Here is a 23,313-nt window from a genome sequence, read left to right as displayed (position 1 = left end):
ACGTCAATGACTTTGCGGACGGCCGTATACCTATGCAGACCTGGTTCCTAGCGCGCCATCTCTTCCTTGAGCGCCGCCAGGAACCCGTCGACGTCCTCTTCGCGGGTGTCGAACGCACACATCCAGCGGACGTCACCGGCCGCCTCGTCCCAGAAGTAGAAGCGGTAGCGCTTCTGCAGGCGCTCGCTCACGTCGTGCGGCAGGCGGGCGAAGACGGCGTTGGCCTGTACGGGGTAGAGGATCTCCACGCCGTGCACGGACCGGACGCCTTCCGCGAGGCGCTGCGCCATCTCGTTCGCGTGCCGCGCGTTGCGCAGCCACAGGTCCTTGGCGAGCAGCGCCTCCAACTGCACCGAGACGAAGCGCATCTTGGAGGCGAGCTGCATGGACATCTTGCGCAGATGCTTCATGGAGCGGACGGCGTCCTGGTTGATGACCACGACCGCTTCGCCGAAGAGCGCACCGTTCTTGGTGCCGCCCAGCGACAGGATGTCGACGCCCACCGCGTTCGTGAAGGTCCGCATGGGGACGTCGAGCGCGGCCGCGGCGTTGGCTATGCGGGAGCCGTCGAGGTGCACCTTCATGCCGAGCTGGTGCGCGTGGTCGCAGATCGCGCGGATCTCGTCGGGCGTGTAGAGCGTGCCCAGTTCGGTGTTCTGCGCGATCGAGACGACCTGCGGCATCGCGCGGTGCTCATCGTCCCAGCCGAACGCCTGGCGGTCGATGAGCTCCGGGGTGAGCTTGCCGTCGGGCGTGGGCACGGTCAGCAGCTTGATGCCCGCCATGCGCTCGGGGGCGCCGCCCTCGTCCACGTTGATGTGCGCGGACTCGGCGCAGATCACCGCGCCCCAGCGGTCCGTGACCGCCTGGAGCGCCACCACGTTCGCCCCCGTGCCGTTGAAGACCGGGAAGGCCTCCGCGGTGGGGCCGAAGTGGCCGCGGATCACCTGCTGGAGGTGGTCCGTGTAGTCGTCCTCGCCGTAGGCGATCTGGTGGCCGCCGTTGGCGAGCGCCAGGGCCGCCATGACCTCCGGGTGGGCGCCCGCGTAGTTGTCGCTCGCGAAGCCGCGCAGTTCCGGGTCGTGCCGGCGCCGGGCGTCGGTCTTCGGGGGGTTCACGGGCATGTCGTCACGAGCGGTCGTATCGCGCGCGGTCACGGCTTCTCGGTCAGCCACAAGCGGTTTCCGTTCACTTCACCGGCGGACTTCTCCCAGACACCGGCGATGGCCTCGGCCAGCTCCTTGACGTCCGTGAAGCCCGCGAACTTCGCGTTGGGCCGCTCCGCGCGCATCGCGTCGTGCACCAGCGCCTTGACCACCAGGATGGCAGCCGCCGCGCGCGGGCCGTCCTCGCCCCCCGCCTTGCGGAAGGCGTCCGCGAGGGCGAGCGTCCAGGCCTCGGCCGCCGCCTTGGAGGCGGAGTACGCCGCGTTGCCCGCGGTCGGCTTGCTCGCGCCCGCCGCGCTGATCAGCAGATAGCGGCCGCGGTCGCTGCGCCGCAGACCGTCCTCGAAGGCGAGCGAGGTGTGCTGCACGGTACGGATCAGGAGCTTCTCCAGGAGGTCCCAGTCCGCGAGGTCGGTCTCGGCGAAGCTCTTGCTGCCGCGCCAGCCGCCGACGAGGTGGACCAGGCCGTCGATCCGCCCGAACTCCTTCTCCGCGCGCGTCGCCCACTCGCGGGCCGCGTCCAGATCCAGCAGATCGACCGTGTCTCCGATGACGGTCGCCCCGCCGTGCGCGTACCGCGCGGCGTCCACCGCTTCGGCGAGGCGCGCGGGGTCGGCGTCCGACGCCACGACCGTGGCCCCTGCCTCGGCCAGCCTGAGCAGGGTGGCGCGGCCCGCGGGGCCGGCCGCTCCGGCCACCGCGATCACGGCTCCATCGAGTGCGGACATGGTCCTCGCCTCCTCCTGGCGGCCGCTCACGCGGCGGCCTTCTCGGCGCTCGAAGAAGCGGTGATCCCCTTGGTGGAGGCGATCACGTTCTTCAGCTTCTTGGAGAGCGCCTCATAGAACATGCTGAGCGGAAACTCGTCGGGAAGCACCTCGTCGACGAGCTTGCGCGGCGGCAGCGAGGTGTCCAGGGCGTCGGGGCCCTTGGCCCAGCGCGATCCGGGGTGCGGGGCGAGATACCGGGAGACCAGGTCGTACGCCGCGAACCAGTGGACGAGCTTCGGGCGGTCGATGCCGGCCCGGTAGAGGTCCTCGATCTCGCCGCACAGCTGGTTGGTGACCTGCGGGGCGCGCTCCCAGTCGATCCTGAGCTGGTTGTCGGTCCAGCGGACCACGTCGTGCTTGTGGAGGTAGGCGAAGAGGAGCTGGCCGCCGAGCCCGTCGTAGTTCTTGACGCGGTCGCCGGTGACCGGGAAGCGGAACATCCGGTCGAAGAGGACGGCGAACTGCACGTCGCGCGCCTGCGGGACGCCTTCGGCCTCCAGCTTCACGGCCTCCTTGAAGGCGGTGAGGTCACAGCGCAGCTCCTCCAGGCCGTACATCCAGAACGGCTGGCGCTGCTTGATCATGAACGGGTCGAACGGCAGGTCGCCGTGGCTGTGGGTGCGGTCGTGGACCATGTCCCACAGGACGAACGCCTGCTCACAGCGGTCCTGGTCGCCGACCATCTCGCGGATGTCGTCGGGCAGTTCGAGCCCGAGGAGGTCCACGGCGGCCTCGGTGACCCGGCGGAAGCGGGCCGCCTCGCGGTCGCAGAAGATGCCGCCCCAGGAGAAGCGCTCGGGGGCCTCGCGCACCGCGATGGTCTCGGGGAAGAGGACGGCCGAGTTCGTGTCGTACCCGGCGGTGAAGTCCTCGAAGGTGATGCCGCAGAAGAGCGGGTTGTCGTAGCGCGTGCGCTCGAGGTCGGCCAGCCAGTCGGGCCAGACCATGCGCAGCACGACCGCCTCGAAATTGCGGTCGGGGTTGCCGTTCTGCGTGTACATCGGGAAGACGACCAGGTGCTGCAGGCCGTCCTCGCGGCGCGCCGCGGGCTGGAAGGCGAGCAGCGAGTCGAGGAAGTCCGGCACCCGGAATCCGTCCTCGGCCCAGCGGCGCAGGTCCGCGACGAGCGCCCGGTGGTACGCCGCGTCGTGCGGGAGGAGCGGGGAGAGCTCGTCGACCGCGGATATCACGCGGTCCACGGCGAGTTCGGCGATGCTCCTCGCCGGGGCACCGTCCGCCTCGAAGTCGATGGACCCGTCCGCCGACTGCCAGGGCCGGATGTCCTCGACGGCGTCCTTGAGCACCGGCCACGCCGGGTGGTCCACCACCCGCCCCTCAGCGGTAGGAGCCGCACCCTCCGTACCCGCCTGCACAAGAATTTCCGTCATGACCCACCTTCCACGGGAGAACCTCGCGTCAGAACACCGTATGCGTGCGAGGTTCTCCGCGACAAGGGGGGTCTCGGGAAATTATCCTGCGCCACCCCCTGTTCCACCGCTGTTTTTCCTGTGGGCAGCGAGGGAGTCGATCGCCTTTGCCACCCCCGCCAGGGCCTGCCTCGCGTCGGGCAGCAACCCCGGGAAGCCGAGGAAGCCGTGGAACATCCGCGGGCGGTGGACCAGGGTGACGGCCACGCCGGACGTGCGCAGGCGCTCCGCGTAGTCCAGCCCCTCGTCGCGCAGCGGGTCGCAGCCCGCGACGACGAGGTGCGCGGGCGGCAGCCCGGTGAGGTCGGCGGCGCGCGGCGGCGAGGCGAGGGGATGCGTGCCGTCCCCGCCGGGCCCGAGGTACTGCCGCCAGAACCAGCGCATGTGTGCGGCGGCCAGGAAGTACCCGCGCGCGTTCTCGCGGTACGAGGTGGTGTCCTGGGCCGCGTCCAGTACGGGGTAGAGCAGCACCTGCAGCGCCACGGCGGGGCCGTCCTCGTCCCGCGCCCTGAGCGTCACGGCGGTGGCGAGGCCGCCGCCGCTGCTGTCCCCCGCGGTGACGAGCGCGTGGGGATCGCCGCCGAGCACGGCGCTTTCGCGCGCGGCCCAGCACAGTGCGGCGTACGCGTCGTCGACGGCCGCCGGGAAGCGGTGTTCCGGCGCGAGGCGGTAGCCGACGGAGACCACGGCGGCGCCGGCCCCGGCGGCCAGGCGGCGGGCCGTGGCGTCGTGGGAGTCGAGCCCGCAGAGCGTGTAGCCGCCGCCGTGGAGGAAGACGACCGTCGGGCGGGGTCCCGGGTGCCGCTCCCGGTCCGGGAGGTAGACACGGACCGGGATCGCGGGCGTGCCCGGCACCCCCGGAACCGTCCGGTCCGCCACCGGCCCGACGGCGGGCCGGGCCGCACCGGGCGCGGGTGCGGGTGCGGCGGCGAGGATCCGCCGCGCCTCGACGGCGTCGGTGACGGTGCCGCCGAGGTCGGGGAAGGTGGCGGTCAGGGCGTCCACGAGGGGCCTGGCCAGGGGGTCGAGGCGGTCGGTGCCGGGCGCGGCCGCCCCGGCGGGGCCCGCGTCGTTCCGTCGCGTCACGGCGTGGCCGCTCCCCGGGGCCGGAAGTGGGGGATGACCTTTTCGCCCCACTGCCGCAGGGTCTCCATGCAGGCCTCCTGCGGGACGGTGCCCATCTGGACGAGGCACATGATCTCGTCGGCCCCCGCGTCGCGCAGGCGCTCCACGTAGGCGATGGCATCGTCCGCGGTGCCGTACGCGTGGTCGGCGTTGAACGTGGCTGTCGAGGTGGGCCGCACCGGAATGTCGTGCTCGTGCAGCCGCGCGACGACCTGTTCGGCCGCCCTGCGCATCTCGGCGGCCTCGTCGCCGCCCTCGACGACCGCCTCGTCGGGGATGCCCGCGCCGCCGTACCAGTGCCCGATGGACTGCGCGAAGAACCGCTGCCCGCGGATGCCGACGCGCCGCGCGGCCACCCCGTCGTCGAGCACGATCGTCGGGCAGAGCACGGAGAAGTGGTCATTGACGACGCTCGACACGAACCGCGCGTCGGTGCGGGCGGCGATCGCGGCGTCGTACGCCTGGCGCATTCCGGCGATCGACTCGGGACCCGCGAAGCCCATCACGAGCGCGCCGATGCCGAGTTCGGCGGCCTGCGTCAGGGTCTCGGTCCTGCTGCAGGCGAGGAAGAGCGGCGGGTGCGGGGTCTGCGCGGGGCGCGGCAGGATCGGATGGGGGCCGATGTCGAGGAGCTCGCCGTGATGTTCCAGCTCCTCCTTCTCCCAGGCCTTTCCGATGATCCTCAGCGCCTCCTCGACCTCCTGCGCCGTTCGGTCCCTGTCGACCCCGCACAGCGACGTCTCCTGCTCCGTGCCGCCCCGGCCCGCGCCGAGGTCGAGCCGCCCGCCGGAGAGCAGGTCCAGCATGGCGGCGCGTTCGGCGACCCGCGCCGGATGGTTGAAGTGGAACGGCATGCAGACGACGCCGTGCCCGATCCTGATGGTGCTGGTGCGCGCGGCGACCCAGGTCAGGAAGATTTCCGGCGCGCTCATGTGCGCGTACCACTTGAGTGAATGGTGCTCTACCGCCCATATGCGGTCGAAACCCATCTGTTCGGCCAGTACGGCCTGGTCGACGCTGTCGTGGATGAGCCGGTGTTCCCGTTCGACGGTCGGGTCGGCGAGCTGTGCCTCGAAGATGACGGAGAACTTCACGTGCCCTCCAGGGTGTGGTGCCCTCAGTGCCTGCACGGCATGGCCTGTATTTCGATGAGCTATATGACTAGTCGTCACATCACGAACAAGCAAGGGCTGCCGCACGGCCTTTTCCCGAGCGGGCCGCGTCCGGGAATCACCTGCGCCGACGGCTGGTTAGCAGGGGGGAGCATGACATCGGCAACCGGTCGCGTTACGGTCACGGAAGTGTGAAGGGCGGGCCCCTCCGGTGATCGGATCCGGGCCAGGCCGATGACCACGTCGGCGCCACTGCCGCTCACATAACCACGAGAACGCCGGATCAGGGCGACGCCATGGGAGACAGATTGACCGTTCCGTTCGCACCCACGCCAGACGATCAGTCCGCGTCGCAGGGGGTGCCGTCGCCCAGGGCAGAGGTGGAACTGCTCAAAGCCACCACCGAACAGCTTCGCGATCAGGTCTTCGAGCTACAGGTCCAGGCGCGTGCCCGCGCCAGGATCGCGCTGGCCGAGGGCATCCTGGTCGAGCGCTACCGGCTCGCGGGACCGCAGGAGGCGTTCGCGCTGCTGCGCCAGGCCTCCCAGCGGGCCAACATCAAGCTGCACCAGCTGGCCTCCGCGGTCGTCCGCACACCGGGTCCGGCGCCGGGCGCCGCGGCGTGGACCGTCGCGCGGGCGCAGCAGCCGACCCCGGACCTGGGCGTGCTCCGGGCGGGCTCGCTCGACGCGACGAACCAGGGCGAGGTCCTCGGCGCCGCGCTGCGCCGTGTCATGGACGTCACCGGTACGGACATGGGGAACGTACAGCTGGTCGAGGACGACATCCTGCGCATGGCCAAGCACGCGGGTCTGCCCCGGCAGTTCACCGACTACTTCGCGTTCGTCGACGGAAACACGTCGTGCTCCCGGGCGGCCGCGGCCAGCCACCAGGTCACCGTCAAAGAGGTGGCCTCATCGGCCGGTTTCGACGACGACACACGGCGCGTGATCCTCGCCTCCGGCAGCCGCGCCTGCCACAGCATCCCCCTCGTCGACGAGCAGGACATCGTCCGCGGCGTGATCTCCTCCCACCACGCCCGCCCCCTCGTCGGCTTCACCCAGACGCAGCTGCGGGCGCTGGACGGCGCGAGCCGCGCCCTCGGCTCCTGGATCAAGTGGCACCGGCACACCGTGCTCATCGACGCGCTGCAGGACCTGCACCGGCTGGCCCGCGCCCACCGGGCGTAGCGGCCGAGTGACTCACCCGGCCGCCGTGAAGACCGCTTCGGCGAAGGCTCCTCCTGCCGTGAAGGCCCGCTCGGCGAACCGCTCCCCCATGCGGCGGTGCGCGGCCGCGTCCGGGTGGAGCTGGTCGGGCAGCGGCAGTTCGGCGGCGTCCTCGGTGCCGTAGAGCTCACGGCCGTCGAGGTAGTACAGGTTCGGGTCGTCGGCCGCCCGCTGCCGCACGATCCGGGCCAGCTCGTCGCGGATGACGTTGAGGGTGAGCTTGCCGCCCGCCCGTTCCGCCGGGTCGCCCATGGCCCTGAACACGACCCGGCCCTCGCTGAAGCCGGAGAGGTCCGGAGCGCTGGGTCCCGGGGTGTCCTCGTGCATGGGGCACAGGATCGGCGAGACCACCAGGAGCGGGGTGTCGAGGTGCCCCTCACGGACCGTGTCCAGGAAGCCGTGCATCGCCGGGGTGAAGGCGCGCAACCGCATCACGTCCGCGTTGACGAGGTTGATTCCCATCTTGATGCTGATCAGGTCGGCGGGGGTGTCCCGCAGGGTGCGGGCGGTGAACGGATCGAGCAGGGCGCTGCCGGCCAGACCCAGGTTGATCAGCTCGACGCCGCCGAGCGAGGCGGCGAGCGCGGGCCAGGTGGTGGTGGGGCCCGCCGCGTCGGAGCCGTGGCTGATCGAACTGCCGTGGTGCAGCCACACCTTGCGGTCCGAGACCGGTGCGGGCTCCACGGGAGCGTCGGTGCGCAGCGCGAGGAGTTCGGTGGTCTCGTTGTGCGGCAGCCAGATCTCGACGTCCTTCATGCCGTCGGGCAGCCGCTCGGTGAAGCGCACGGTGCCGGGTCGCCCGGCGGTGCGCTCAGCGGTCCCCGCGGACATGTCGATGGTCAGGGTGTTGCCGCCGGACGCGCTCGCGCGGTCGACCGGGCTGCCGTCGACGAGCAGTTCGTAGACCCCGTCCGGCCGGGGCGGGGCGCCCACGTAGACCCGCTTGGTGGGCAGCGTGTCGAGCTCGACCGCGGTGGCGCTGGTACGGAACACCAGGCGCACGCCGGAGGGCTGGGACTCGGCCATGGCCAGCTGGCCGTCGTTGTTCTGCGCGCGGGCCCAGGCGGGCAGCCGGTGCGGCAGCACGCCGTGCTCGGTGCGCTCGACGTCGAGGGCCCCGCGCAGGAGCTCCGCGGTGACGGGGGTGGTGGTCCAGTGTTGATCGGTATGCACTGCCGTGTTCCTTGCGGTGTTCATTGCCTCAACCTGTTGATCAATGCGGGTGGTCTCGGGGCCTGTCGTCGGACAGGCGCTACGCGGTCGGCGCGGGCCAGTTGCGCAGCAGGGCGTCGAGGGCGTCGATGACGCGCGTCCAGGTCTCCTGCGAGCCGGGCGCGCTGTGGCTGAACCCGCCCGCGAGCTCCAGGCTCACGTAGCCGTGGAAGACACTGCCGAGGAGACGGACCGCGTGCGTCTGGTCCGGTTCCGACAGGTCGTAGCCGCGCAGGATCGCCCGTGTCATCTCCGCGTGCCGACCGCCCGCACTCGCGGCGGCGGCCTCCGGTGCGAGCCGGAACTGGGCCGCGGCGTACCGGCCCGGATGCTCCTGGGCGTAGTCGCGGTAGACGTTCGCGAGGGCGGCCAGGGCGTCCTTGCCCGCCCGTCCGGCGAGCGCGTCGGCGCCCCGGTCGGCCAGCTCGGCCAGGGCCAGCAGGGCAATCCCGGTCTTGAGGTCCTGGGAGTTCTTCACGTGCGAGTAGAGGCTCGCGACCTTGACGTCGAAGCGGCGGGCGAGCGCCGAGACGGTGACCTGGTCGAAACCGACCTCGTCGGCCAGCTCCGCCCCGGCCCGGACCAGGCGTTCCGTGGTCAGTCCTACGCGCACCATGATGCTCTCCTCGTTCGACATGAACGAGTATGCATTTACCTAAAGCCTTTAGGCAAATCTCTCTTGCTTATAGGTTGATCAAGCCTATGTGAGGGTCTTCTCGAACCAGTGGTGGGCGTACGGCTCGTCGTTGAAGGCGGGAACCTCCCGGAAGCCGCACGAGTGGTAGAGGCCGATCGCGGCCTCCAGCGCCTTGTTGGTGTCGAGGCGCAGAAGGGTGCTGCCGTGCCGGGCGGCCAGCGTCTCCAGTTCGGCGAGAAGGCGGCGGCCGAGCCCGAGGCCGCGCGCCGCGGGCGCGACCCACATCCGCTTGATCTCGGCCGGGGAGCCGGGCGGCAGCTTGAGGCCGGCGCAGCCGACGGGGTCGCCGTGCACCCTCGCCACCAGGAAGAGTCCGCCCGGCGGCCGCAGTCCGCCCGCGTCGGGCAGCAGGCTCAGGGCGGGGTCGAATCCGGTGTCGAAGCTCTCTTGCAGTTCGGTGAAGTAGGAGCGCAGGCAGTACTGGGCGTCCGGGTGGTCGGGGTCGACGTCGTCCAGGGTGACCGTCGCGGCGGTGAGCAGCCGGTCGACCTCGGCCATGGCGGCGACGAGGCGGGTGCGCTGCGCGCCGTTGAGCGGCTTCAGGAGGGAGCCCGCGAGCTCGTCACTGCGCTCGTCGAGCAGGGCGCGCTCGGCCCGCCCCGCGTCGGTCAGCCGGACCGTGCGGACCCTGCGGTCGCCGGGGTGCGGTTCCACCGCCACCAGGCCGTCGGCCTCCAGGGCGCGCAGCAGTCGGCTCACGTAGCCGGAGTCGAGTCCGAGGCGCTCGCGCAGCCTGCGTACGTCCTGCCCCCGCTCACCGATCTCCCAGAGGAGCCGCGCCTCGCCGATGGGCCGGTCGCGGCCCAGGTAGCGGTCGTGGAGCACGCCCACGCGTTCGGTGACGGTGCGGTTGAACCGCCGTACCTGATCGATCTGCCCGGCATCCATTCCCTGACCTTAGTCAGAGAGTGGATGCCGGGACCAGGGGTGCGCCTCGACCTCAGACCACCGTGATGTGACCGGGTGCGGGCAGGCGCGGCGCGGTGGCGGGCTCGTGGATGTCCGCCAGGGCCATGAAGAGCAGGGCCACCGCGAGGGCGCCGGGGTCCGGGACGCCGAGGGCGTGGTCCCCGACGTAGCTGGCGCGGCCGCGCCGGGGGCGCAGCGACGCGGTGGCCAGGGCGCCGCGGATGGCGGCCTGGGCGGCCTCGGTCAGCGGCGCCTCGGTGCCGGCATCGCGGGCGGCGGCCAGGGACTCGGCGGCGGGGGCGAGGGCGTCGACCAGCGTGCAGTCGCCGGGGCTCGCGCCGCCCACCCGGTGGATGGCGGCGCATCCGCCCGCGGCGGCCTCCGCGAGTGCGCCGACCCGCGGCGATCCGCCGTCCGCCGGGGAGGCGGTGGCGAGGTGCTGGAAGAGGAGGCCGAACAGCGGGCCGCTGGTGCCGCCGACGTCGTTGAGGAAGGCGTCGGCGAGGGCCGCCGTGCCGTCCGCGCCGGTCTCGTCGGCCAGCTTCACCGCGCGCCGGACGCCACCGGCGAGGTTGTCGCCGAAGTCGCCGTCGCCGACGAGCTGGTCGAGCTTGGTGAGGTTGTCGCGGACCTGCGTGACGGTGCGGGCGTAGTGGTCGAGCAGCGCGCGGTCGCCGCCCGTGCGCGGCGTGCGTACCGGCGAGCTCGTCGCGGCCGGCTCGGCGGCCGGCGCGGGCGGGCCCGGGGCGAGCGAAGGGCGCGGGAGGACCAGCGGGGTCCGGGTGAGGGCGGTCCACAGCTCCGCCCATCCCTCGTCGAGCCGGGTGAGGGTGAGGGAGAAGCCCGCCATGTCCAGGGCGGCGGTGAAGGTACCGGGGACGACCAGCACCGGGCGGACGCCGCGGGCGGTGAGCTCGTCGCTGAGCAGCACGGCGATGGCGTTGAGCTCCAGCTCGGTGGTGGCGCCCAGGCCGTTGACGAGCGCGAGCACCTCGGCGGGTCCCTCGGGCAGCGCGTCGAGGAGGTCGTCGGTCATGCGCCGGACGAGGTCGCCGGTCGCGGGCCGTGCGATGGTGCGGATGCCGCGCTCGCCGTGGATCCCGACGCCGTAGTCGAGGGTGCCCTGGTCCAGCGCGAAGGCGGGGCTCAGCGTGGTGGGCGAGGTCTGGGCGCGGGCCGCGACCGCGATGCTGCGGGAGCGGGCCACGATCCGCCGTCCCAGGTCGGCGAGCTCCTCCAGCGTCGCCCCCTTGTCCGCCGCGGCGCCCAGGAGCTTCTCGACGACGACGGTGGCGGCCGTGCCGCGGCGGCCGGTGGCGCTGTCCGCGCTGTCGGTGGCCAGGTCGTCGTCGACCAGGACCGTGGCGACGGGGATGCCGTCGTGGCGCAGGCGCTCCGCGGCGATCTGGAAGTTGATGACGTCGCCGGTGTAGTTCTTCACGATGTGCAGCACGCCGTCGCTCTTGGCGGCCGCCGCGCTGGCCTCGTAGATCTGCCGGTTGTGCGGGGAGGCGAAGACCGCGCCGGGGCAGACGGCGTCCAGGCCGCCCCGGCCCAGGAGCCCGGTGTGCAGTGGCTCGTGCCCGGAGCCGCCGCCGGAGACCAGGGCCACCGTGCGGGCCGGGTCGGCGTCGAGCGCCCGCAGGTAGAGGGGGCTGCTGTTCACCTCGATCAGCCCGGCATGCGCCTGGGCCAGCCCTCGGGCCGCGGTCAGGACGGCGTCGTTCTCCGGAAGGAAGTGGCTCATCGAGTTCTCCGTGGGTGTGCGGTCGGCGGGCGCGGGCGTCGCGTGCCGGGCCCGTAACGGCGTACGCAGGCGACGGACGTGCGTACGAACGGCGGGCCGGCACGGCGGAACGACCGTCGTCCCGGGCCACCCGGTACCGCGGAGTTCCGCCCGTGCCGGGTGGTGGGGCGGCCCACCTTGGCCGCCCGCCGCTCCCCAAGGTCGGCACCCTCGCCTACCGGCACTCCCGCGTTCCGGTCCTGGTGTCCTTGTGCGAGGCTGACACCGTGCACCCGCCCGGGCGGCGATCCGGGAAGGGCGCGCGGCACCCTCCGTACGACAGCATCATCTTTGCGAGGTCTTTACAGTTGCCGGACGCGCGACGCGAGGATCTGGGGCGGATGCTGCGCGCCTGGCGGATGGCGCGGGACCCCGGTCTGCTGCCCGGCCCCGTGCCCTTCCGCGGCCATCGCAGCTACCTCACCCAGCTCGACATGGCCCTGCTCCTCGGCGTGTCCGAGCGCTGGTACCGCGCCCTGGAGCGGGGCGAGGACCGCGGCTACGCGCGCGAGATGATCGCCGGGGTCGCCCGGATCCTGGACCTCTCCGCACATCAGGCGAGGGCGCTGTACCGCGGCACCGGCCACCAGCCACCGCGGCAGCGGGACGTCGACGCCCGGCCGGACGCCGCCCTGCTCGACCTGCTGCACCAGCAGCGCAGGGTGAGCTGGATCTGCGACCAGGCCTGGGACGTGGTCGCCGCCAACGCCGTGGCCGCGCGCCACTGCCCGTGGCTGGCCCACGCGGACGCGAACGCCATGACCTGGGCGTTCTCCCCCGAAGCCCGCTACCAGCTGCGCGACTGGGACACGAAGTGGGCCGCCCCGCTGCTCGGGCGGCTGCGGCTCGCCTGGCAGCGCTGGCCGGAGAACGAACGCCTGGACGAGGTGGTGCGGACGGTGCGGCGCGAGCCCGGTGTCGCCGAGCTGTGGGACCGCACGGCCGACGGCCGGGGCTCCGCCGACGCCGAGCCGCGCCCGATGTACTTCCCGCTGGTCGCGCCCGACCCCGTCGACGTGCGCATCACGGCCTACGGGCGCTTCGGCGACACGGCGCTGCGCTGGCTGGTCCTCACGCCCGTGGACCCCTCGGTCACGTTCCCCTGACGGGCCCGTCCGTCCCGCTCCCCCGACCGAATCGTCCGGCGGCTCAGCCGCCTTCCGCGCGTGCCTGGTGCTGGGCGCGCAGGACAAGCAGCACGATGCCCGTGACGACGACCGTCCCCGCGTACCCGATGACCATGTCCTGCTCGGCGGGCGACTCGCCGATATGGGCCTCGCCGCGCCGCGACACCCAGACGCGCTCGCCGGTGATGTCGCTCGTCCCCTCCCCCTCCTCGTCCCGGACGCCGTCCTCCGGCACGCCCTGGATGACGCCCCGCACCGTGCGGCCCGCCGGGTCCCGCCAGGCGAAGGCCTCGGGGTCGTCCCCCTCGGTGACCGTCGCCCAGTACCCGGACAGGTAGGTGTGCGTCGCGAGGAGGGCGTGGCGCAGCGGCACGGCGAAGGCGACGAGCGCCACCAGCCACAGCACGACCGCCACCGCCCTGTTGACTTCGTTCGCTCTCCCCCGCCCACGCCGAACGACGACGTTCACCCCGCACGCACCCCCGCACCTGTCGCCCGCCCGTCACCCTGTGACGGTCAGTCGGGGAGGCCTGCGAGCCATTCGGTCAGGAGCCCGTTGACCTCGTCCGGGCGTTCCTGCTGGACCCAGTGCCCGCAGCCGTCGAGGACGTGCGAGGAGCGCAGGCCGGGCAGGGTCTCGGGGAATGCCGCGATCGCGTCCGCGAGCCAGGTGGTGGAGGCGTCCAGGGCCCCGCCGACGAACAGGGAGGGCTGGGTGATCGGGGCGCCCGTGAAGCCGGGGTTGAGGTCCTCCCAGTCCCGGTCCATGGCCCGGTAGCGGCCCAGGGCGCCGGTCAGGCCGGTCCTCTCGAACTCCTCGGCATAGACGTCGAGATCCCGCTCGCCGAGCCAGCCGGGCAGTCGGCCCGCGGGGCAACGGTCGCGCAGCCGACCGCCGCGGCTCACGAAGTGCGGGTCCGGCGCGTCGGGACCGGGCATGGTGTCGGCGGAGAGCGCGGCGTAGAAGCCGGCGAGCCAGCCCCGCACGTCGGGCTCGATCTCCGCCTCGGCGCGACCGGGCTCCTGGAAGTACGAGACGTAGAACTCCTCGTCACCGCCCATCGCCGCGAACACCTCGCCGGGGCGCGGGCCGCCGGGCGGCGTATACGGGACGCTCAGCAGGCCGACCGCCCGGAAGAGGTCGGGGCGCACGAGGGCGGAGTGCGCGGCGATGGTCGCGCCCCAGTCGTGCCCGACGATCACCGCGCTCTCCTCGCCGAGCGCCCGCACCACGGCGGCGTTGTCCTCGACGAGGTCGAGCATCCGGTACGCGGCGCTCTCCGGCGGCCGGGACGAACGGCCGTAGCCGCGCACGTCGACGGCGACCGCGCGGTAACCGGCCGCGGCCAGGACCGGCAGTTGGTGGCGCCAGGAGTACCAGGACTCCGGGAAGCCGTGCACCAACAGAACGAGGGGGCCGGTGCCCTGCTCCACCAGATGGGTCCGGCCCGCGGGGGTGGCGACAAGGCGGTGCGTACGGTCCGTGTGGTGCGGGTGGTCCGCGCGGTACGCGCGCTCCGTGCGGTTCGTGGCGGGCGCGGTCTGGGGGACGTTCATGGATCCTCCTGGGGCTCCGGCAGCTTCGGCGGCTTCGGCGGCTTCGGAGACGAGCATCCGGCGCGGGCGGGCGCGGGAGCGACGTTCTTTGCCGATCCGGCAAACTCGCGTCGCCGGGTCCGGGCCCGGACCCGACATGCCTTCGTGAGCGGCCTCCGCTACGGAACGATCGAGTCCACGTACCCGCCGTCGACCCGCACGGCCCCGCCCGTCGTGGCGGACGCCAGCGGCGAGCTGAGGTAGACGACCATGTTCGCGATCTCCTCCGGCTCGATGAGCCGCTGGATCAGCGACTGGGGGCGGTGCTTGGTCATGAACTCCCGCTGCGCCTCCTCCCAGGGCAGCGCGCGGTCGACCAGTTCGTAGACGAAGTCCTCGACGCCGCCGGTGTGCGTCGGCCCCGCGATCACGGAGTTGACCGTGACGCCGGTGCCCGCCGCCTCCTTCGCGAAGCCCCGGGAGACCGCGAGCAGCGCGGTCTTCGACATGCCGTAGTGCATCATCTCGGCGGGTGTGACGAGCGCCGAGTCGCTGGCGATGTTCTGGACGCGCCCCCAGGAGCGGTCCTTCATGCCCGGGAGGTAGTGGCGGATCATCCGCACCGCGGTCAGGACGTTGAGCTCGAAGTAGCGGCGCCACTCGTCGTCGCTGATGTCGAGGGCGGGTTCGGCGCCGAAGACGCCGAGGTTGTTGACGAGGATGTCCGCGTGCGGCACGGCGTCGTAGACCTGACCAGCGCCCTCGTCGGTGGAGATGTCCCCGGGCGCCGCGAGGAACTCGGCGCCGCCGCACTCGCCCTTGAGACGGTCCACCGCGGTGTCGACGGAGGCGCGGGAGCGCCCGTTGACCGCCACCCTGGCACCCGCCCGCGCCAGACCGGCGGCGATCGCCGCGCCGATTCCCTGGGTCGAGCCGGTGACGAGTGCGGTCTTGCCGGAAAGGTCGACGAGCACGGTGCGTACCTCCTGGGGAGCCTGTGGGATTCCGGGTGCGTTCCCGGCGGGATTGTGGGTCTGTTCCTGACCGGTTCCTGACGTGCCTCTGCTCTGGTCTCCCCCATCCTCACCCCTCACACCTTCCGCCGCTCCAACACGTCGAGGAGCACCCGCACGTGCCCGTGCGGAAGGTCCTTCGTCGCCGTGAGGAGCGTCAGGCGCCCCTCACGGGCCCGGGACCGCAGCCGGTCGAGTGCCGCGGACGGGTCCGGGTCCGTGAGCTCGTGGCGGTAGCGCTCGGCGAACTCCTCGTAGCGCTCGGGATCGTGGTCGTACCAGCGGCGCAGCTCGTTCGACGGGGCCAGCTCCTTCTCCCACGCGTCGAGGCCCGCCCGTTCCTTGGACACCCCGCGCGGCCACAGCCTGTCGATCAGGACGCGGGCGCCGTCGTCGGGCGACGCCTCGTCGTAGACACGCTTGACCTGTACGTCGAGGGAGCGGCTCGGCGTCATGGCGTTCTCCGTCCTGTCGGGTCCTCCTCAAGGCTGCGGGCGGCCTCGCGCCCCTGCCAACCCGGTGCCCGGCACCGGAACGACGCGCGGGTGTACCCCGTTCGGGCGACCATCGCGGGCCGCCGCCGTGCCGCCCTGATCAAGTGAGGCCATGACAGGACGCATCGGCAGCATCGACCGGCGGTGGTTCGAACGGGTGGCGTCGGCACGGCTGCCGGGCGGGGGGCTGCTGCCGCCGCTCAGCGCCGCCGCCGACCACGGGCGTCTCTGGTTCGGTTCGGCGGCCGTGCTCGCGGCCGCCGGCGGCCCCGCGGCCCGGCGCGCCGCGCGGCGCGGGGTGGGCGCCCTCGCGCTGGCCTCGGTGACCACGAACGCCGTGGCCAAGTACGCCGTCCGCCGCCGTCGGCCCGTCATGACCGCGGTCCCCGCGGTCCGGCACCTGGGCAAGGCGCCGTGGACCTCGTCGTTCCCGTCCGGCCACGCGGCGTCCGCGACGGCGTTCGCCGTGGGGGTGGCCCTGGAGGCACCCCGGTACGGCGCGCTGCTCGCCCCGGTCGCCGCCGCCGTCGCCTTCTCCCGGGTGTACGTGGGGGTCCACTACCCCGGCGACGTGCTCGCGGGCTGCGCGCTCGGCGCGGCCGCCGCGGCGGTCACCTGCTACTGGTGGCCGCCGCGCCCCTCGCCCGCGCGGCAACGCCGGACCCGGGTCGCGGCGCCCGCGCTGCCGGACGGCGAAGGGCTGGTCGTGGTCCTCAACTCCGGTGCGGGCAAGGGCGTTCCGGGGCGCATCCCGGCGCGCGAACACCTGGAGCTGCTGCTGCCGAAGGCCGAGGTCCTGGCGCGCGGGCCGGGTGACGACCTCGACGCGGTGCTGGACGAGGCGGTGGAGCGGGCCGCAGGGCCGGGCGGTGTGCTCGGTGTCTGCGGCGGCGACGGCACGGTGAACGCCGTGGCCCGCCGCGCCGCGGCCGCCGGGATCCCGCTGGCGGTGTTCCCCGGCGGCACCCTCAACCACTTCGCCCTGGACGCCGGCACGCCCACCTTCGAGGACACCGCGCACGCCGTGCAGCGCGGCGAGGCCGTCCGCGTGGACCTGGCCCGGGTGCGCGACGGCGACGGCGCGGACGTCGCCGGTTTCGTCAACACCTTCAGCATCGGGCTCTATCCGGATCTGGTGCGCAAGCGCGAGAAGCTGGAGGGCCGCATCGGCAAGTGGCCCGCGGCGGCCGTGTCGTTCGTGGAGGTGCTGCGGACGGCGGCGCCGCTGCGCATCCGGCTCGACGGTCACGAGCGGGCCCTGTGGCTGCTCTTCGCGGGCAACGGCCAGTACCTGCCGGACGGACTCGCGCCCGCGCACCGGCCGCGCCTGGACGACGGTCTCCTCGACGTCCGCACGGTCGACGCGGAGGCGACGCTGGCCCGTACCCGGGTCGCCCTCTCCGCGCTGGGCGGTGCGCTGCGGCGCTCGCGGGTCTTCCGTACCGAGCGGGTCGAGGAGCTCAGGCTCGGCGGTCTCGAGGACGTGGCGACCCTCGCGTACGACGGCGAGACCGCCCCGGCGCCGGACACCCTGCTCCTGGACAAGCGGTGCGCCGCGCTGACCGTCTACAGTCCGGCCGCGCCGCTGGACGAGATCGCGCAGCGGGCCCGCACCCTGACACTGGCGGCGAACCGCCGCCCGGGCGGCGCCCGGGGTTGAGAGCCTGTCTCTGAACCCCCGCCTGCGCCCCGACGCCCGGCACGCACGCTCGGCGCCGCCGCGCGCCGCGGCCCGGAGAACCGGTGGCGGGCCTTGCCGGGCCTTGCGCCCGGAGCGTGCCGTTCACTTCAATGCGGCCTATGGCAGCCCGTCGCACGACATCGCGCACCCCGTCACCACGGCAGGAAAGCCCGATGCCGCCGACGGCCTGGGCGGTCCTCGGTCTGCTCTCCTTCCCCGGGGAGCGCACTGGCTACGAACTCAAGAAGTGGGCCGACGCCTCGCTGCGCTTCTTTTACTGGTCCCCCGCGATCAGCCAGATCTACTCCGAACTGCGCCGCCTGGAGGCCCTCGGGTACGCCACGTCGCGCCGCTCGGGACCCGAGGAGCCGCGTACGAAACGGTCGTACGCCATCACCGAGGAGGGCCGCGCCGCGCTCGCCGCCTGGGCGGACGGCGGCCAGGACGCCGGGCCGCCCGTCCTGAAGCATCCGCTGCTGCTGCGGGTCTGGCTCGGGCACCTCACGGCGCCGTACCAGCTGCGCGCACTGGTCGCCGAGCACATCGCGCAGACGAAGGGCGAGCTCAAGGAGGTGCGGGACGCGCTCGCGCGGGCGGGCGGGGCGCGGGCCTGGTCCCACCCCGAGGTGGCGCTGCGGTGGAGCGAGCGGCGGCTGGAGGCGGAGGTGGAGCTGGCCGAGGCGATGCTCGTGGACCTCGACGCGCTGGAGGCGCCCGAGCCCGCGGAGGGCGCCACGGCGTCCGCCGTCCCCGCTCCCCGCCGGTCCCGTCAACGCGGCGAGGACGCGCCCACCCCCGGGTGAAGCGACTCGCCCCGGTGGCGCTCGGAGCGGTAGGACGGCGGGGTCAGCCGTCCCCCTCCGTACGGAGCAGCGCCCCCATGAGCACCCGCGCCGTCCTGGTCGCCGCCCTGATCACCGGGCTCATCCTCGGCATCGCCGGAACCAGAACGGACAGCTCGACGGACCCGCGTCCGCACGGTTCGCTCACCGTGTCGGGCCATTAGGCTGCGACATTGTCGCGCGGCTTCCTCCGTCCTCGCCGTGCGGTCGCCGAGCCTCCGTCGACGGAAGCGAGTGGACCTTGAACTTCCTCACCATCGGTCATCGCGGGGTGATGGGCGTCGAGCCCGAGAACACCCTTCGTTCCTTCATCGCCGCGCAAGCGGCGGGCCTCGATCTCATCGAGCTGGATCTGCATCTGAGCAAGGACGGCGCCCTGGTCGTCATGCACGACGCCGACGTGGCCCGTACGACCGACGGCAAGGGGCCGATCGCCGAGAAGACCCTCGCCGAACTGCGCGAGCTCGACGCGGGCCGCGGGGAGCGCGTCCCCACCTTCGACGAGGTCCTGGACGCCGTGAAGGCGCCGCTGCAGGCCGAGATCAAGGACGTCGCGGCCGCGCGCGCCCTGGCCGAGGTCATGCTCCGCCGCGATCTGGTCGCCCGGGTGGAGGTGCTCTCCTTCCACGACGAGGCGGTCGCCGAGATCGCGCGGCTCGTCCCCGGCGTGCGCACCGCGCTCGTCGCCAGCCGCTACGGCACGGATGTGGTGGAGCGTGCGACGGCCGTCGGCGCGACCACCCTCGTCCTCAACATCCGGCGCCTGACCCTTGAGATCGTCGAGCGGGCCAGGAAGGCCGACCTGCGGATCATCGGCTGGGTCGTGAACACGCAGGACGATCTGCGCCTGGTGCGGGCGCTGCAGTTGGACGGGGCGACCACCGACTACCCCGAGATCAAGCGGACGGGCCGCTTCACAGCGTGACCCCGCCCGCCGCCCGGACCCGGCCTCCGCTCAGACCAGCGGTTTGATCAGCAGCTCGAACCGCAGGTCGTCGCGTTGCGGGATGCCGAAGCGCTCGTCGCCGTACGGGAAGGGCGTCGTCTTTCCCGTACGGCGGTAGCCGCGGCGCTCGTACCAGGCGATGAGGTCCTCGCGGGCGTCGATCACGGTCATGTGCATCTCGCGCACGCCCCACGTCTCGCGCGCGGCCCGCTCGGCCTCCGCGATGATCACCTTGCCGAGACCCGCGCCCTGCTGGGCCGGGCTCACCGCGAACATGCCGAAGTAGGCGTGGTCACCGCGGTGTTCGAGCTGGCAGCAGGCGATGAGTTCGCCGGTCCGCTCGACGATGAGGAGCCGGCTCGCGGGCGACTCGATGACCTCGGCGACGCCCCGCGGGTCGGTGCGCTGCCCTTCGAGGAGGTCCGCCTCGGTGGTCCATCCGACGCGGCTGGCGTCCCCGCGGTACGCCGACTCGATGAGCGCGACCAGTGCGTCGACGTCGGCGGCGGTGGCGTCCCGGTAGGTGAGCTCGCCGGATGAGGGGCGCGGGGCGGTGTCCATGGACCTGGCTCTCCCGATTCTTGGCGCGATCTGTTGCTGCGCCGAGCCTAACTCCCCGGCCGTGGCGGCTAAGGTGCGGCCGCATGGTGCATGTACTGAGCGGCAGGACCCTGCTGCACCCCACCGACCCGGAGCGTTCCCGCGCCTTCTACGGCGAGGCGCTCGGCCTCGCCGTGTACCGCGAGTTCGGCACGGGCCCCGAACGCGGCACCGTCTACTTCCTGGGCGGCGGCTTCCTCGAACTCTCCGGCCGCGCCGACGCCCCGCCCGCGCCGGGGCTGCAGCTGTGGCTTCAGGTGGCGGACGTACGGGTGGCCTACGACGAGCTGCTGTGCAACGGCGTCGAGGTGCTGCGCCCGCCGCTGCGGGAGCCGTGGGGGCTCGTCGAGATGTGGATCGCGGATCCGGACGGCGTCAGGATCGTGCTCGTCGAGGTCCCGCCCGACCACCCGATCCGCTACCGGCCCGGCATCTGACACGGGTTCTCGCGGCTACGGCTCCAGCAGCGGCAGCACGGAGAAGACGTGGTCCCGCCAGATCCGGCGAGAGCGTTCCTCCGGGTAGTGCGTGACGGTGGGCCGCGCGTCGAAGAGCTGCACGAGGCGCCGCTCGGCGTCGTACGCGGGCCAGCCGGGCTCGCCCCCGGCGGCGAACGACGTCCATGCGGCGCGCATCCGGGCGGACAGGTCCTCCGCCTCCGCGCGGGGTCCCGTGCCGATCAGCGCGGCGGGCTGGCCCCGGTCCAGCGCGCCGAAGACGAGGGGCACGTCGAGGCCGTGGCAGGCGCCGAGCACCCCGTCCATACCCGGGGCGGGCCAGGTCAGTTCGTAGGCGTGGGCGCGGCCACCGGCGGCGATGTGCGCCTCGGCGAGGTGGAGGGTCGGCATGCGGAACAGCCAGTCGGACAGGACCAGTTCGTGCAGCTCGTCCGGGCCCGCCGCCGGGAAGGCCGCTCGGTAGCGGCGGGCGCCGTCCGGGTGCGGGGCGAAGGTGGCGAGAGCGGTCGCGGCCTGTTCCTCGCTCACCTGGCCGAGCATCCCGTCGAGCGCGGTAAGGAGCCGCTGTTCGTGGCGCGTGTGGCCGACCAGGAGGTCGATGTGCCGACAGGCACCGTCGGCAAGGGCCTGCCACGGGGTGACGGCCAGCGCCTCGCCGTCGACGACCGGTGAGAAGGTGACCGCCCGGAGCGCGGGCGCGCCCCATCGCCCGGCCAGCCCGGCGCACTTGGCGCCGACCGCGTCCCCCGCGGCGGACAGCAGGTGCGGCGACACCTCGGACAGGTCGTCCGCCGTGGGCCGCAGCCCCAGCTCGGCGGCGCACGAGGCGGCGATGTCGGCGGCGAGTTCCGGCGAGAAGAACGTGCCCTGCGCGCTCTGTGCGACGGCCCGCCCGAAGAGTCCGGCCGCGCCCTCCATCGCGAGGAGCGAGGCGACCGACCCGCCGCCCGCCGACTGGCCGAAGACCGTGACGCGGTCCGGATCGCCGCCGAAGGCGCGGATGTGGTCCCGCACCCACTCCAGGGCGGCGATCTGGTCGAGCAGGCCGCGGTTGGCGGGCGCCCCCTCGATCTGCCCGAAACCCTCCAGCCCGACGCGGTAGTTGAACGTCACCAGGACGACGCCGCCCTCACGCGCCAGGCGCCCGCCGTCGTACTCGGGAAGGCCCGACATGCCGATGGTGTAGGCACCGCCCTGGATCCACACCATCACCGGCAGTCCCGCGCCGGGGCCGGGGTCGGGCGACCAGACGTTGACCGTCAGCCAGTCGTCGCCCGCCGTCTCCTGTGCGAGGGCGTCCATCCCGAAGTGACCGCCCTGAGGAGGCGGTGGCCCGTACGAGACGGCTTCCCGCACCCCGCTCAGGGCCCGGACCGGCCGCGGCGCGGCGAACCGCAGCGCGCCGACGGGCGGCTCGGCGAACGGAATCCCACGGAAGACGGCGACGCCCGCCTCCCGGGTGCCGCGCAGCGTTCCGGCCCCCGTACGGACTTCGGGCCGGGACGCGGACGCCCCGGACTCGGCAATGGTCATCACCCATCCCCCTCTGCGCGGGCGGGACGCGGTGCACGGCACGCACGTCGCCCCGACACCCCGCAGCATCCCGCCGTGCCCGGCCCCCGCGCCAGCCATTTAACCGGCCGCTCGCGCCGAGCCGGGGCAGCACCACCACGACCCCGCCACTGTGAACCACGTCACACGAGCAATCCATCCGAGATGCAGGGGTACAAGGCCACGGGTACGGTCCGCAGAAGATCATCCACGGCTCTGGCCGCCTGACAGCCCTGAAGTCGATCTCCCACAGCACAGGAGAGACATCCCATGGCAGCTCCCCGGATCCTCATCGTCGGCGGCGGTTTCGCCGGCATGGAGTGCGCTCACAAACTGGAGAAGAAGCTCTCACCCCACGAGGCGGAGCTGCGGCTGATCAGCCCACAGGACCACCAGCTGTATCTCCCCCTGCTGCCACACGTCGCCTCCGGAGTGCTCACCCCCCAGTCGGTGGCGGTGCCCCTGCGCCGGATGCTGCGCCGCACGTCGATCGTCCCGGGCGGCGCCGTCGGCATCGACCCCAAGGCCAAGGCCGTGGTCGTACGGAAGATCAACGGCGAGGAGGTCGTGGAGCGCTACGACTACCTGGTCCTGACGCCCGGCAGTGTCACGCGACAGTTCGACATCCCCGGCGTCGACCGGTACGCGGTGGGCGTCAAGACGCTCGCCGAGGCCGCCTGGATCCGCGACCACGTCATCTCCCAGCTGGACCTGGCGGCGGCGAGCACCAGCCGCGAGGAGCGGGAGCAGCGACTGCAGTTCGTGGTGGTCGGCGGTGGTTACGCGGGGGTCGAGACGGCCGCGTACCTGCAGCGACTGACCTGCGCCGCCGTCAAGCGCTACCCCGGCCTCGACGTGTCGCAGATCAAGTGGCACGTGGTGGACGTCGCACCCAAACTGATGCCGGAGCTCGGCGAGCGGCTCGGCGACAAGGCGATGGAGATCATGCAGCGCCGGGGCGTGAACGTCTCGCTCGGCGTGTCCGTGGCCAAGGCGACCGAGGACACGGTCACGCTCACCGACGACCGGGTCCTGCCGTGCCGGACGCTGATCTGGACCGCGGGCGTCGCGCCGAGCCCGCTCATCGCGACGCTCGGCGCCGAGACGAACAAGGGCCGGCTCGTCGTCCGGCCCGATCTGACGGTCCCCGGACTCGACGGCGTCTTCGCGCTCGGCGACGCAGCGGCCGTGCCGGACGTGGTCAAGGGCGGCGACGCGATCTGCCCGCCCACGGCGCAGCACGCGATGCGCCAGGGGTGGGCCGCCGCGAAGAACGTGCTCGCGGCGTTGCGCGGCTTCCCGCTCGCCGACTACCGGCACAAGGACATGGGCCTGGTCGTCGACCTGGGCGGCATCCAGGCGGTGTCGAAGCCGATGGGCGTGCAGTTGACGGGGCTGCCCGCCCAGGTCGTGGCACGCGGCTACCACCTGGGCGCCCTGCGCACGGTGACCGCCCGCTTCCGCACGGCCGCCAACTGGGGGCTCAACGCGCTCGCGGGCGACGACTACGTACGCACCGGCTTCCAGGCCCAACGCCCCGCGACGCTCAAGGACTTCGAGAAGACCGACGCGTACCTGACGCAGGACCAGATCGACGAGCGGGTGGCCGCGGCGTAGGGCCAGTACGCGGAG

At 72.9% G+C, this 23,313-nt stretch carries 23 protein-coding genes and 1 pseudogene; 8 read left to right on the top strand and 16 right to left on the bottom strand.

Features of this window, described 5'->3' with window-relative positions; all coding sequences use genetic code 11:
• Positions 1-47 precede the first annotated feature (47 nt).
• The 5 genes from ACZ69I_RS12115 to ACZ69I_RS12095 form a co-directional block, all read right to left on the bottom strand.
• Positions 48-1,118 (bottom strand): threonine aldolase family protein, encoded by a 1,071-nt coding sequence (locus ACZ69I_RS12115; RefSeq protein WP_470832045.1) that lies wholly within the window; start codon positions 1,116-1,118, stop codon positions 48-50.
• Positions 1,119-1,153: 35 nt separating this feature from the next.
• The gene (locus ACZ69I_RS12110; protein ID WP_470831851.1) at positions 1,154-1,894 is read right to left on the bottom strand and encodes an SDR family NAD(P)-dependent oxidoreductase; all 741 of its coding nucleotides are present in this window, start codon (positions 1,892-1,894) and stop codon (positions 1,154-1,156) included.
• 26 nt (positions 1,895-1,920) lie between these two features.
• Positions 1,921-3,324: a DUF6421 family protein gene (locus ACZ69I_RS12105; RefSeq protein WP_470831849.1), complete on the bottom strand. Its 1,404-nt coding sequence runs from the start codon at positions 3,322-3,324 to the stop codon at positions 1,921-1,923.
• An 81-nt stretch (positions 3,325-3,405) separates the two neighbouring features.
• The gene (locus tag ACZ69I_RS12100; protein WP_470831847.1) at positions 3,406-4,449 is read right to left on the bottom strand and encodes an alpha/beta hydrolase; all 1,044 of its coding nucleotides are present in this window, start codon (positions 4,447-4,449) and stop codon (positions 3,406-3,408) included.
• The gene (locus ACZ69I_RS12095) at positions 4,446-5,582 is read right to left on the bottom strand and encodes an LLM class flavin-dependent oxidoreductase (RefSeq protein ID WP_470831845.1); all 1,137 of its coding nucleotides are present in this window, start codon (positions 5,580-5,582) and stop codon (positions 4,446-4,448) included. Before ACZ69I_RS12095 ends, ACZ69I_RS12100 begins: the two co-directional genes overlap by 4 nt.
• A 398-nt stretch (positions 5,583-5,980) precedes the next feature.
• On the opposite strand from ACZ69I_RS12095, the gene ACZ69I_RS12090 reads away from it, so the two are divergent.
• Complete coding sequence (locus ACZ69I_RS12090; RefSeq protein WP_467675738.1) at positions 5,981-6,790, top strand: ANTAR domain-containing protein; 810 nt, start codon at positions 5,981-5,983, stop codon at positions 6,788-6,790.
• Positions 6,791-6,802: 12 nt separating this feature from the next.
• Here ACZ69I_RS12090 and ACZ69I_RS12085 read toward each other — a convergent pair whose 3' ends face one another.
• The 5 genes and pseudogenes from ACZ69I_RS12085 to ACZ69I_RS12065 all read right to left on the bottom strand — a co-directional run.
• Entirely contained in the window at positions 6,803-8,002 is a 1,200-nt protein-coding gene (locus ACZ69I_RS12085; protein WP_470831844.1) for a GDSL-type esterase/lipase family protein, read from the bottom strand.
• Between the two features lie 79 nt (positions 8,003-8,081).
• Positions 8,082-8,657, bottom strand: coding sequence for a TetR/AcrR family transcriptional regulator (locus ACZ69I_RS12080; RefSeq protein ID WP_470831843.1), 576 nt, complete (start codon positions 8,655-8,657; stop codon positions 8,082-8,084).
• A gap of 84 nt (positions 8,658-8,741) precedes the next feature.
• Positions 8,742-9,626, bottom strand: coding sequence for a GNAT family N-acetyltransferase (locus ACZ69I_RS12075; protein ID WP_470831841.1), 885 nt, complete (start codon positions 9,624-9,626; stop codon positions 8,742-8,744).
• Positions 9,627-9,678: 52 nt separating this feature from the next.
• Positions 9,679-10,311 carry a DAK2 domain-containing protein gene (locus ACZ69I_RS12070; RefSeq protein ID WP_470832044.1) on the bottom strand — a complete coding sequence of 211 codons (633 nt, stop codon included), beginning with the start codon at positions 10,309-10,311 and terminating at the stop codon, positions 9,679-9,681.
• 111 nt (positions 10,312-10,422) lie between these two features.
• Positions 10,423-11,394, bottom strand: a pseudogene (locus ACZ69I_RS12065) (dihydroxyacetone kinase subunit DhaK); the annotation flags it as partial.
• Positions 11,395-11,741: 347 nt separating this feature from the next.
• Here ACZ69I_RS12065 and ACZ69I_RS12060 point away from each other — a divergent pair.
• Positions 11,742-12,539 (top strand): helix-turn-helix domain-containing protein, encoded by a 798-nt coding sequence (locus tag ACZ69I_RS12060; RefSeq protein WP_467675746.1) that lies wholly within the window; start codon positions 11,742-11,744, stop codon positions 12,537-12,539.
• A 43-nt stretch (positions 12,540-12,582) separates the two neighbouring features.
• Here ACZ69I_RS12060 and ACZ69I_RS12055 read toward each other — a convergent pair whose 3' ends face one another.
• The 4 genes from ACZ69I_RS12055 to ACZ69I_RS12040 all read right to left on the bottom strand — a co-directional run bounded on the left by ACZ69I_RS12055 (position 12,583) and on the right by ACZ69I_RS12040 (position 15,564).
• A complete protein-coding gene (locus tag ACZ69I_RS12055) occupies positions 12,583-12,975 on the bottom strand; it encodes a hypothetical protein (RefSeq protein WP_467675748.1) in 393 nt (130 codons plus the stop codon).
• Positions 12,976-13,076: 101 nt separating this feature from the next.
• On the bottom strand, positions 13,077-14,117 hold the full coding sequence (locus ACZ69I_RS12050) for an alpha/beta fold hydrolase (RefSeq protein WP_470831840.1): 1,041 nt from the start codon (positions 14,115-14,117) through the stop codon (positions 13,077-13,079).
• Between the two features lie 158 nt (positions 14,118-14,275).
• Positions 14,276-15,070 (bottom strand): SDR family NAD(P)-dependent oxidoreductase, encoded by a 795-nt coding sequence (locus ACZ69I_RS12045; RefSeq protein WP_470831838.1) that lies wholly within the window; start codon positions 15,068-15,070, stop codon positions 14,276-14,278.
• 116 nt (positions 15,071-15,186) lie between these two features.
• Positions 15,187-15,564: a DUF488 domain-containing protein gene (locus tag ACZ69I_RS12040; protein ID WP_467675754.1), complete on the bottom strand. Its 378-nt coding sequence runs from the start codon at positions 15,562-15,564 to the stop codon at positions 15,187-15,189.
• A 151-nt stretch (positions 15,565-15,715) separates the two neighbouring features.
• Between ACZ69I_RS12040 and ACZ69I_RS12035 the strand changes: the two genes are divergently transcribed.
• The 4 genes from ACZ69I_RS12035 (at position 15,716) to ACZ69I_RS12020 (ending at position 19,051) form a co-directional block, all read left to right on the top strand.
• Positions 15,716-17,263: a phosphatase PAP2 family protein gene (locus ACZ69I_RS12035; protein ID WP_470831837.1), complete on the top strand. Its 1,548-nt coding sequence runs from the start codon at positions 15,716-15,718 to the stop codon at positions 17,261-17,263.
• A gap of 194 nt (positions 17,264-17,457) precedes the next feature.
• Positions 17,458-18,087, top strand: coding sequence for a PadR family transcriptional regulator (locus ACZ69I_RS12030; protein ID WP_470831836.1), 630 nt, complete (start codon positions 17,458-17,460; stop codon positions 18,085-18,087).
• 77 nt (positions 18,088-18,164) lie between these two features.
• The gene (locus tag ACZ69I_RS12025; RefSeq protein ID WP_467675760.1) at positions 18,165-18,290 is read left to right on the top strand and encodes a hypothetical protein; all 126 of its coding nucleotides are present in this window, start codon (positions 18,165-18,167) and stop codon (positions 18,288-18,290) included.
• 77 nt (positions 18,291-18,367) lie between these two features.
• On the top strand, positions 18,368-19,051 hold the full coding sequence (locus ACZ69I_RS12020) for a glycerophosphodiester phosphodiesterase (RefSeq protein WP_470831834.1): 684 nt from the start codon (positions 18,368-18,370) through the stop codon (positions 19,049-19,051).
• A 30-nt stretch (positions 19,052-19,081) separates the two neighbouring features.
• Here the strand turns inward: ACZ69I_RS12020 and ACZ69I_RS12015 are convergent, their stop codons facing one another.
• Positions 19,082-19,633 (bottom strand): GNAT family N-acetyltransferase, encoded by a 552-nt coding sequence (locus tag ACZ69I_RS12015; RefSeq protein WP_467675765.1) that lies wholly within the window; start codon positions 19,631-19,633, stop codon positions 19,082-19,084.
• Between the two features lie 83 nt (positions 19,634-19,716).
• On the opposite strand from ACZ69I_RS12015, the gene ACZ69I_RS12010 reads away from it, so the two are divergent.
• Positions 19,717-20,109 carry a VOC family protein gene (locus ACZ69I_RS12010; RefSeq protein WP_467675767.1) on the top strand — a complete coding sequence of 131 codons (393 nt, stop codon included), beginning with the start codon at positions 19,717-19,719 and terminating at the stop codon, positions 20,107-20,109.
• Between the two features lie 15 nt (positions 20,110-20,124).
• On the opposite strand, the gene ACZ69I_RS12005 is transcribed toward ACZ69I_RS12010, so the two are convergent.
• Positions 20,125-21,663 carry a carboxylesterase/lipase family protein gene (locus ACZ69I_RS12005; RefSeq protein ID WP_470831832.1) on the bottom strand — a complete coding sequence of 513 codons (1,539 nt, stop codon included), beginning with the start codon at positions 21,661-21,663 and terminating at the stop codon, positions 20,125-20,127.
• A gap of 288 nt (positions 21,664-21,951) precedes the next feature.
• On the opposite strand from ACZ69I_RS12005, the gene ACZ69I_RS12000 reads away from it, so the two are divergent.
• The gene (locus ACZ69I_RS12000) at positions 21,952-23,298 is read left to right on the top strand and encodes an NAD(P)/FAD-dependent oxidoreductase (protein ID WP_467675771.1); all 1,347 of its coding nucleotides are present in this window, start codon (positions 21,952-21,954) and stop codon (positions 23,296-23,298) included.
• Positions 23,299-23,313 lie beyond the last annotated feature (15 nt).

The sequence above is a fragment of the Streptomyces sp. NPDC036815 genome (assembly GCF_055609205.1).
Note: the sequence above shows the minus strand (reverse complement) of the source record. Positions and strands in the feature narration are given on the sequence as shown.

What these genes read in the sequence shown, in the direction of transcription:
- ACZ69I_RS12110 (WP_470831851.1), bottom strand. Translation starts at nt 1,894, where the DNA reads ATGTCCGCACTCGATGGAGCCGTGATCGCGGTGGCCGGAGCGGCCGGC.
- ACZ69I_RS12105 (WP_470831849.1), bottom strand. Translation starts at nt 3,324, where the DNA reads ATGACGGAAATTCTTGTGCAGGCGGGTACGGAGGGTGCGGCTCCTACC.
- ACZ69I_RS12080 (WP_470831843.1), bottom strand. Translation starts at nt 8,657, where the DNA reads ATGGTGCGCGTAGGACTGACCACGGAACGCCTGGTCCGGGCCGGGGCG.
- ACZ69I_RS12075 (WP_470831841.1), bottom strand. Translation starts at nt 9,626, where the DNA reads ATGGATGCCGGGCAGATCGATCAGGTACGGCGGTTCAACCGCACCGTC.
- ACZ69I_RS12050 (WP_470831840.1), bottom strand. Translation starts at nt 14,117, where the DNA reads ATGAACGTCCCCCAGACCGCGCCCGCCACGAACCGCACGGAGCGCGCG.
- ACZ69I_RS12040 (WP_467675754.1), bottom strand. Translation starts at nt 15,564, where the DNA reads ATGACGCCGAGCCGCTCCCTCGACGTACAGGTCAAGCGTGTCTACGAC.
- ACZ69I_RS12035 (WP_470831837.1), top strand. Translation starts at nt 15,716, where the DNA reads ATGACAGGACGCATCGGCAGCATCGACCGGCGGTGGTTCGAACGGGTG.
- ACZ69I_RS12030 (WP_470831836.1), top strand. Translation starts at nt 17,458, where the DNA reads ATGCCGCCGACGGCCTGGGCGGTCCTCGGTCTGCTCTCCTTCCCCGGG.
- ACZ69I_RS12025 (WP_467675760.1), top strand. Translation starts at nt 18,165, where the DNA reads ATGAGCACCCGCGCCGTCCTGGTCGCCGCCCTGATCACCGGGCTCATC.
- ACZ69I_RS12015 (WP_467675765.1), bottom strand. Translation starts at nt 19,633, where the DNA reads ATGGACACCGCCCCGCGCCCCTCATCCGGCGAGCTCACCTACCGGGAC.
- ACZ69I_RS12010 (WP_467675767.1), top strand. Translation starts at nt 19,717, where the DNA reads ATGGTGCATGTACTGAGCGGCAGGACCCTGCTGCACCCCACCGACCCG.
- ACZ69I_RS12005 (WP_470831832.1), bottom strand. Translation starts at nt 21,663, where the DNA reads ATGACCATTGCCGAGTCCGGGGCGTCCGCGTCCCGGCCCGAAGTCCGT.
- ACZ69I_RS12000 (WP_467675771.1), top strand. Translation starts at nt 21,952, where the DNA reads ATGGCAGCTCCCCGGATCCTCATCGTCGGCGGCGGTTTCGCCGGCATG.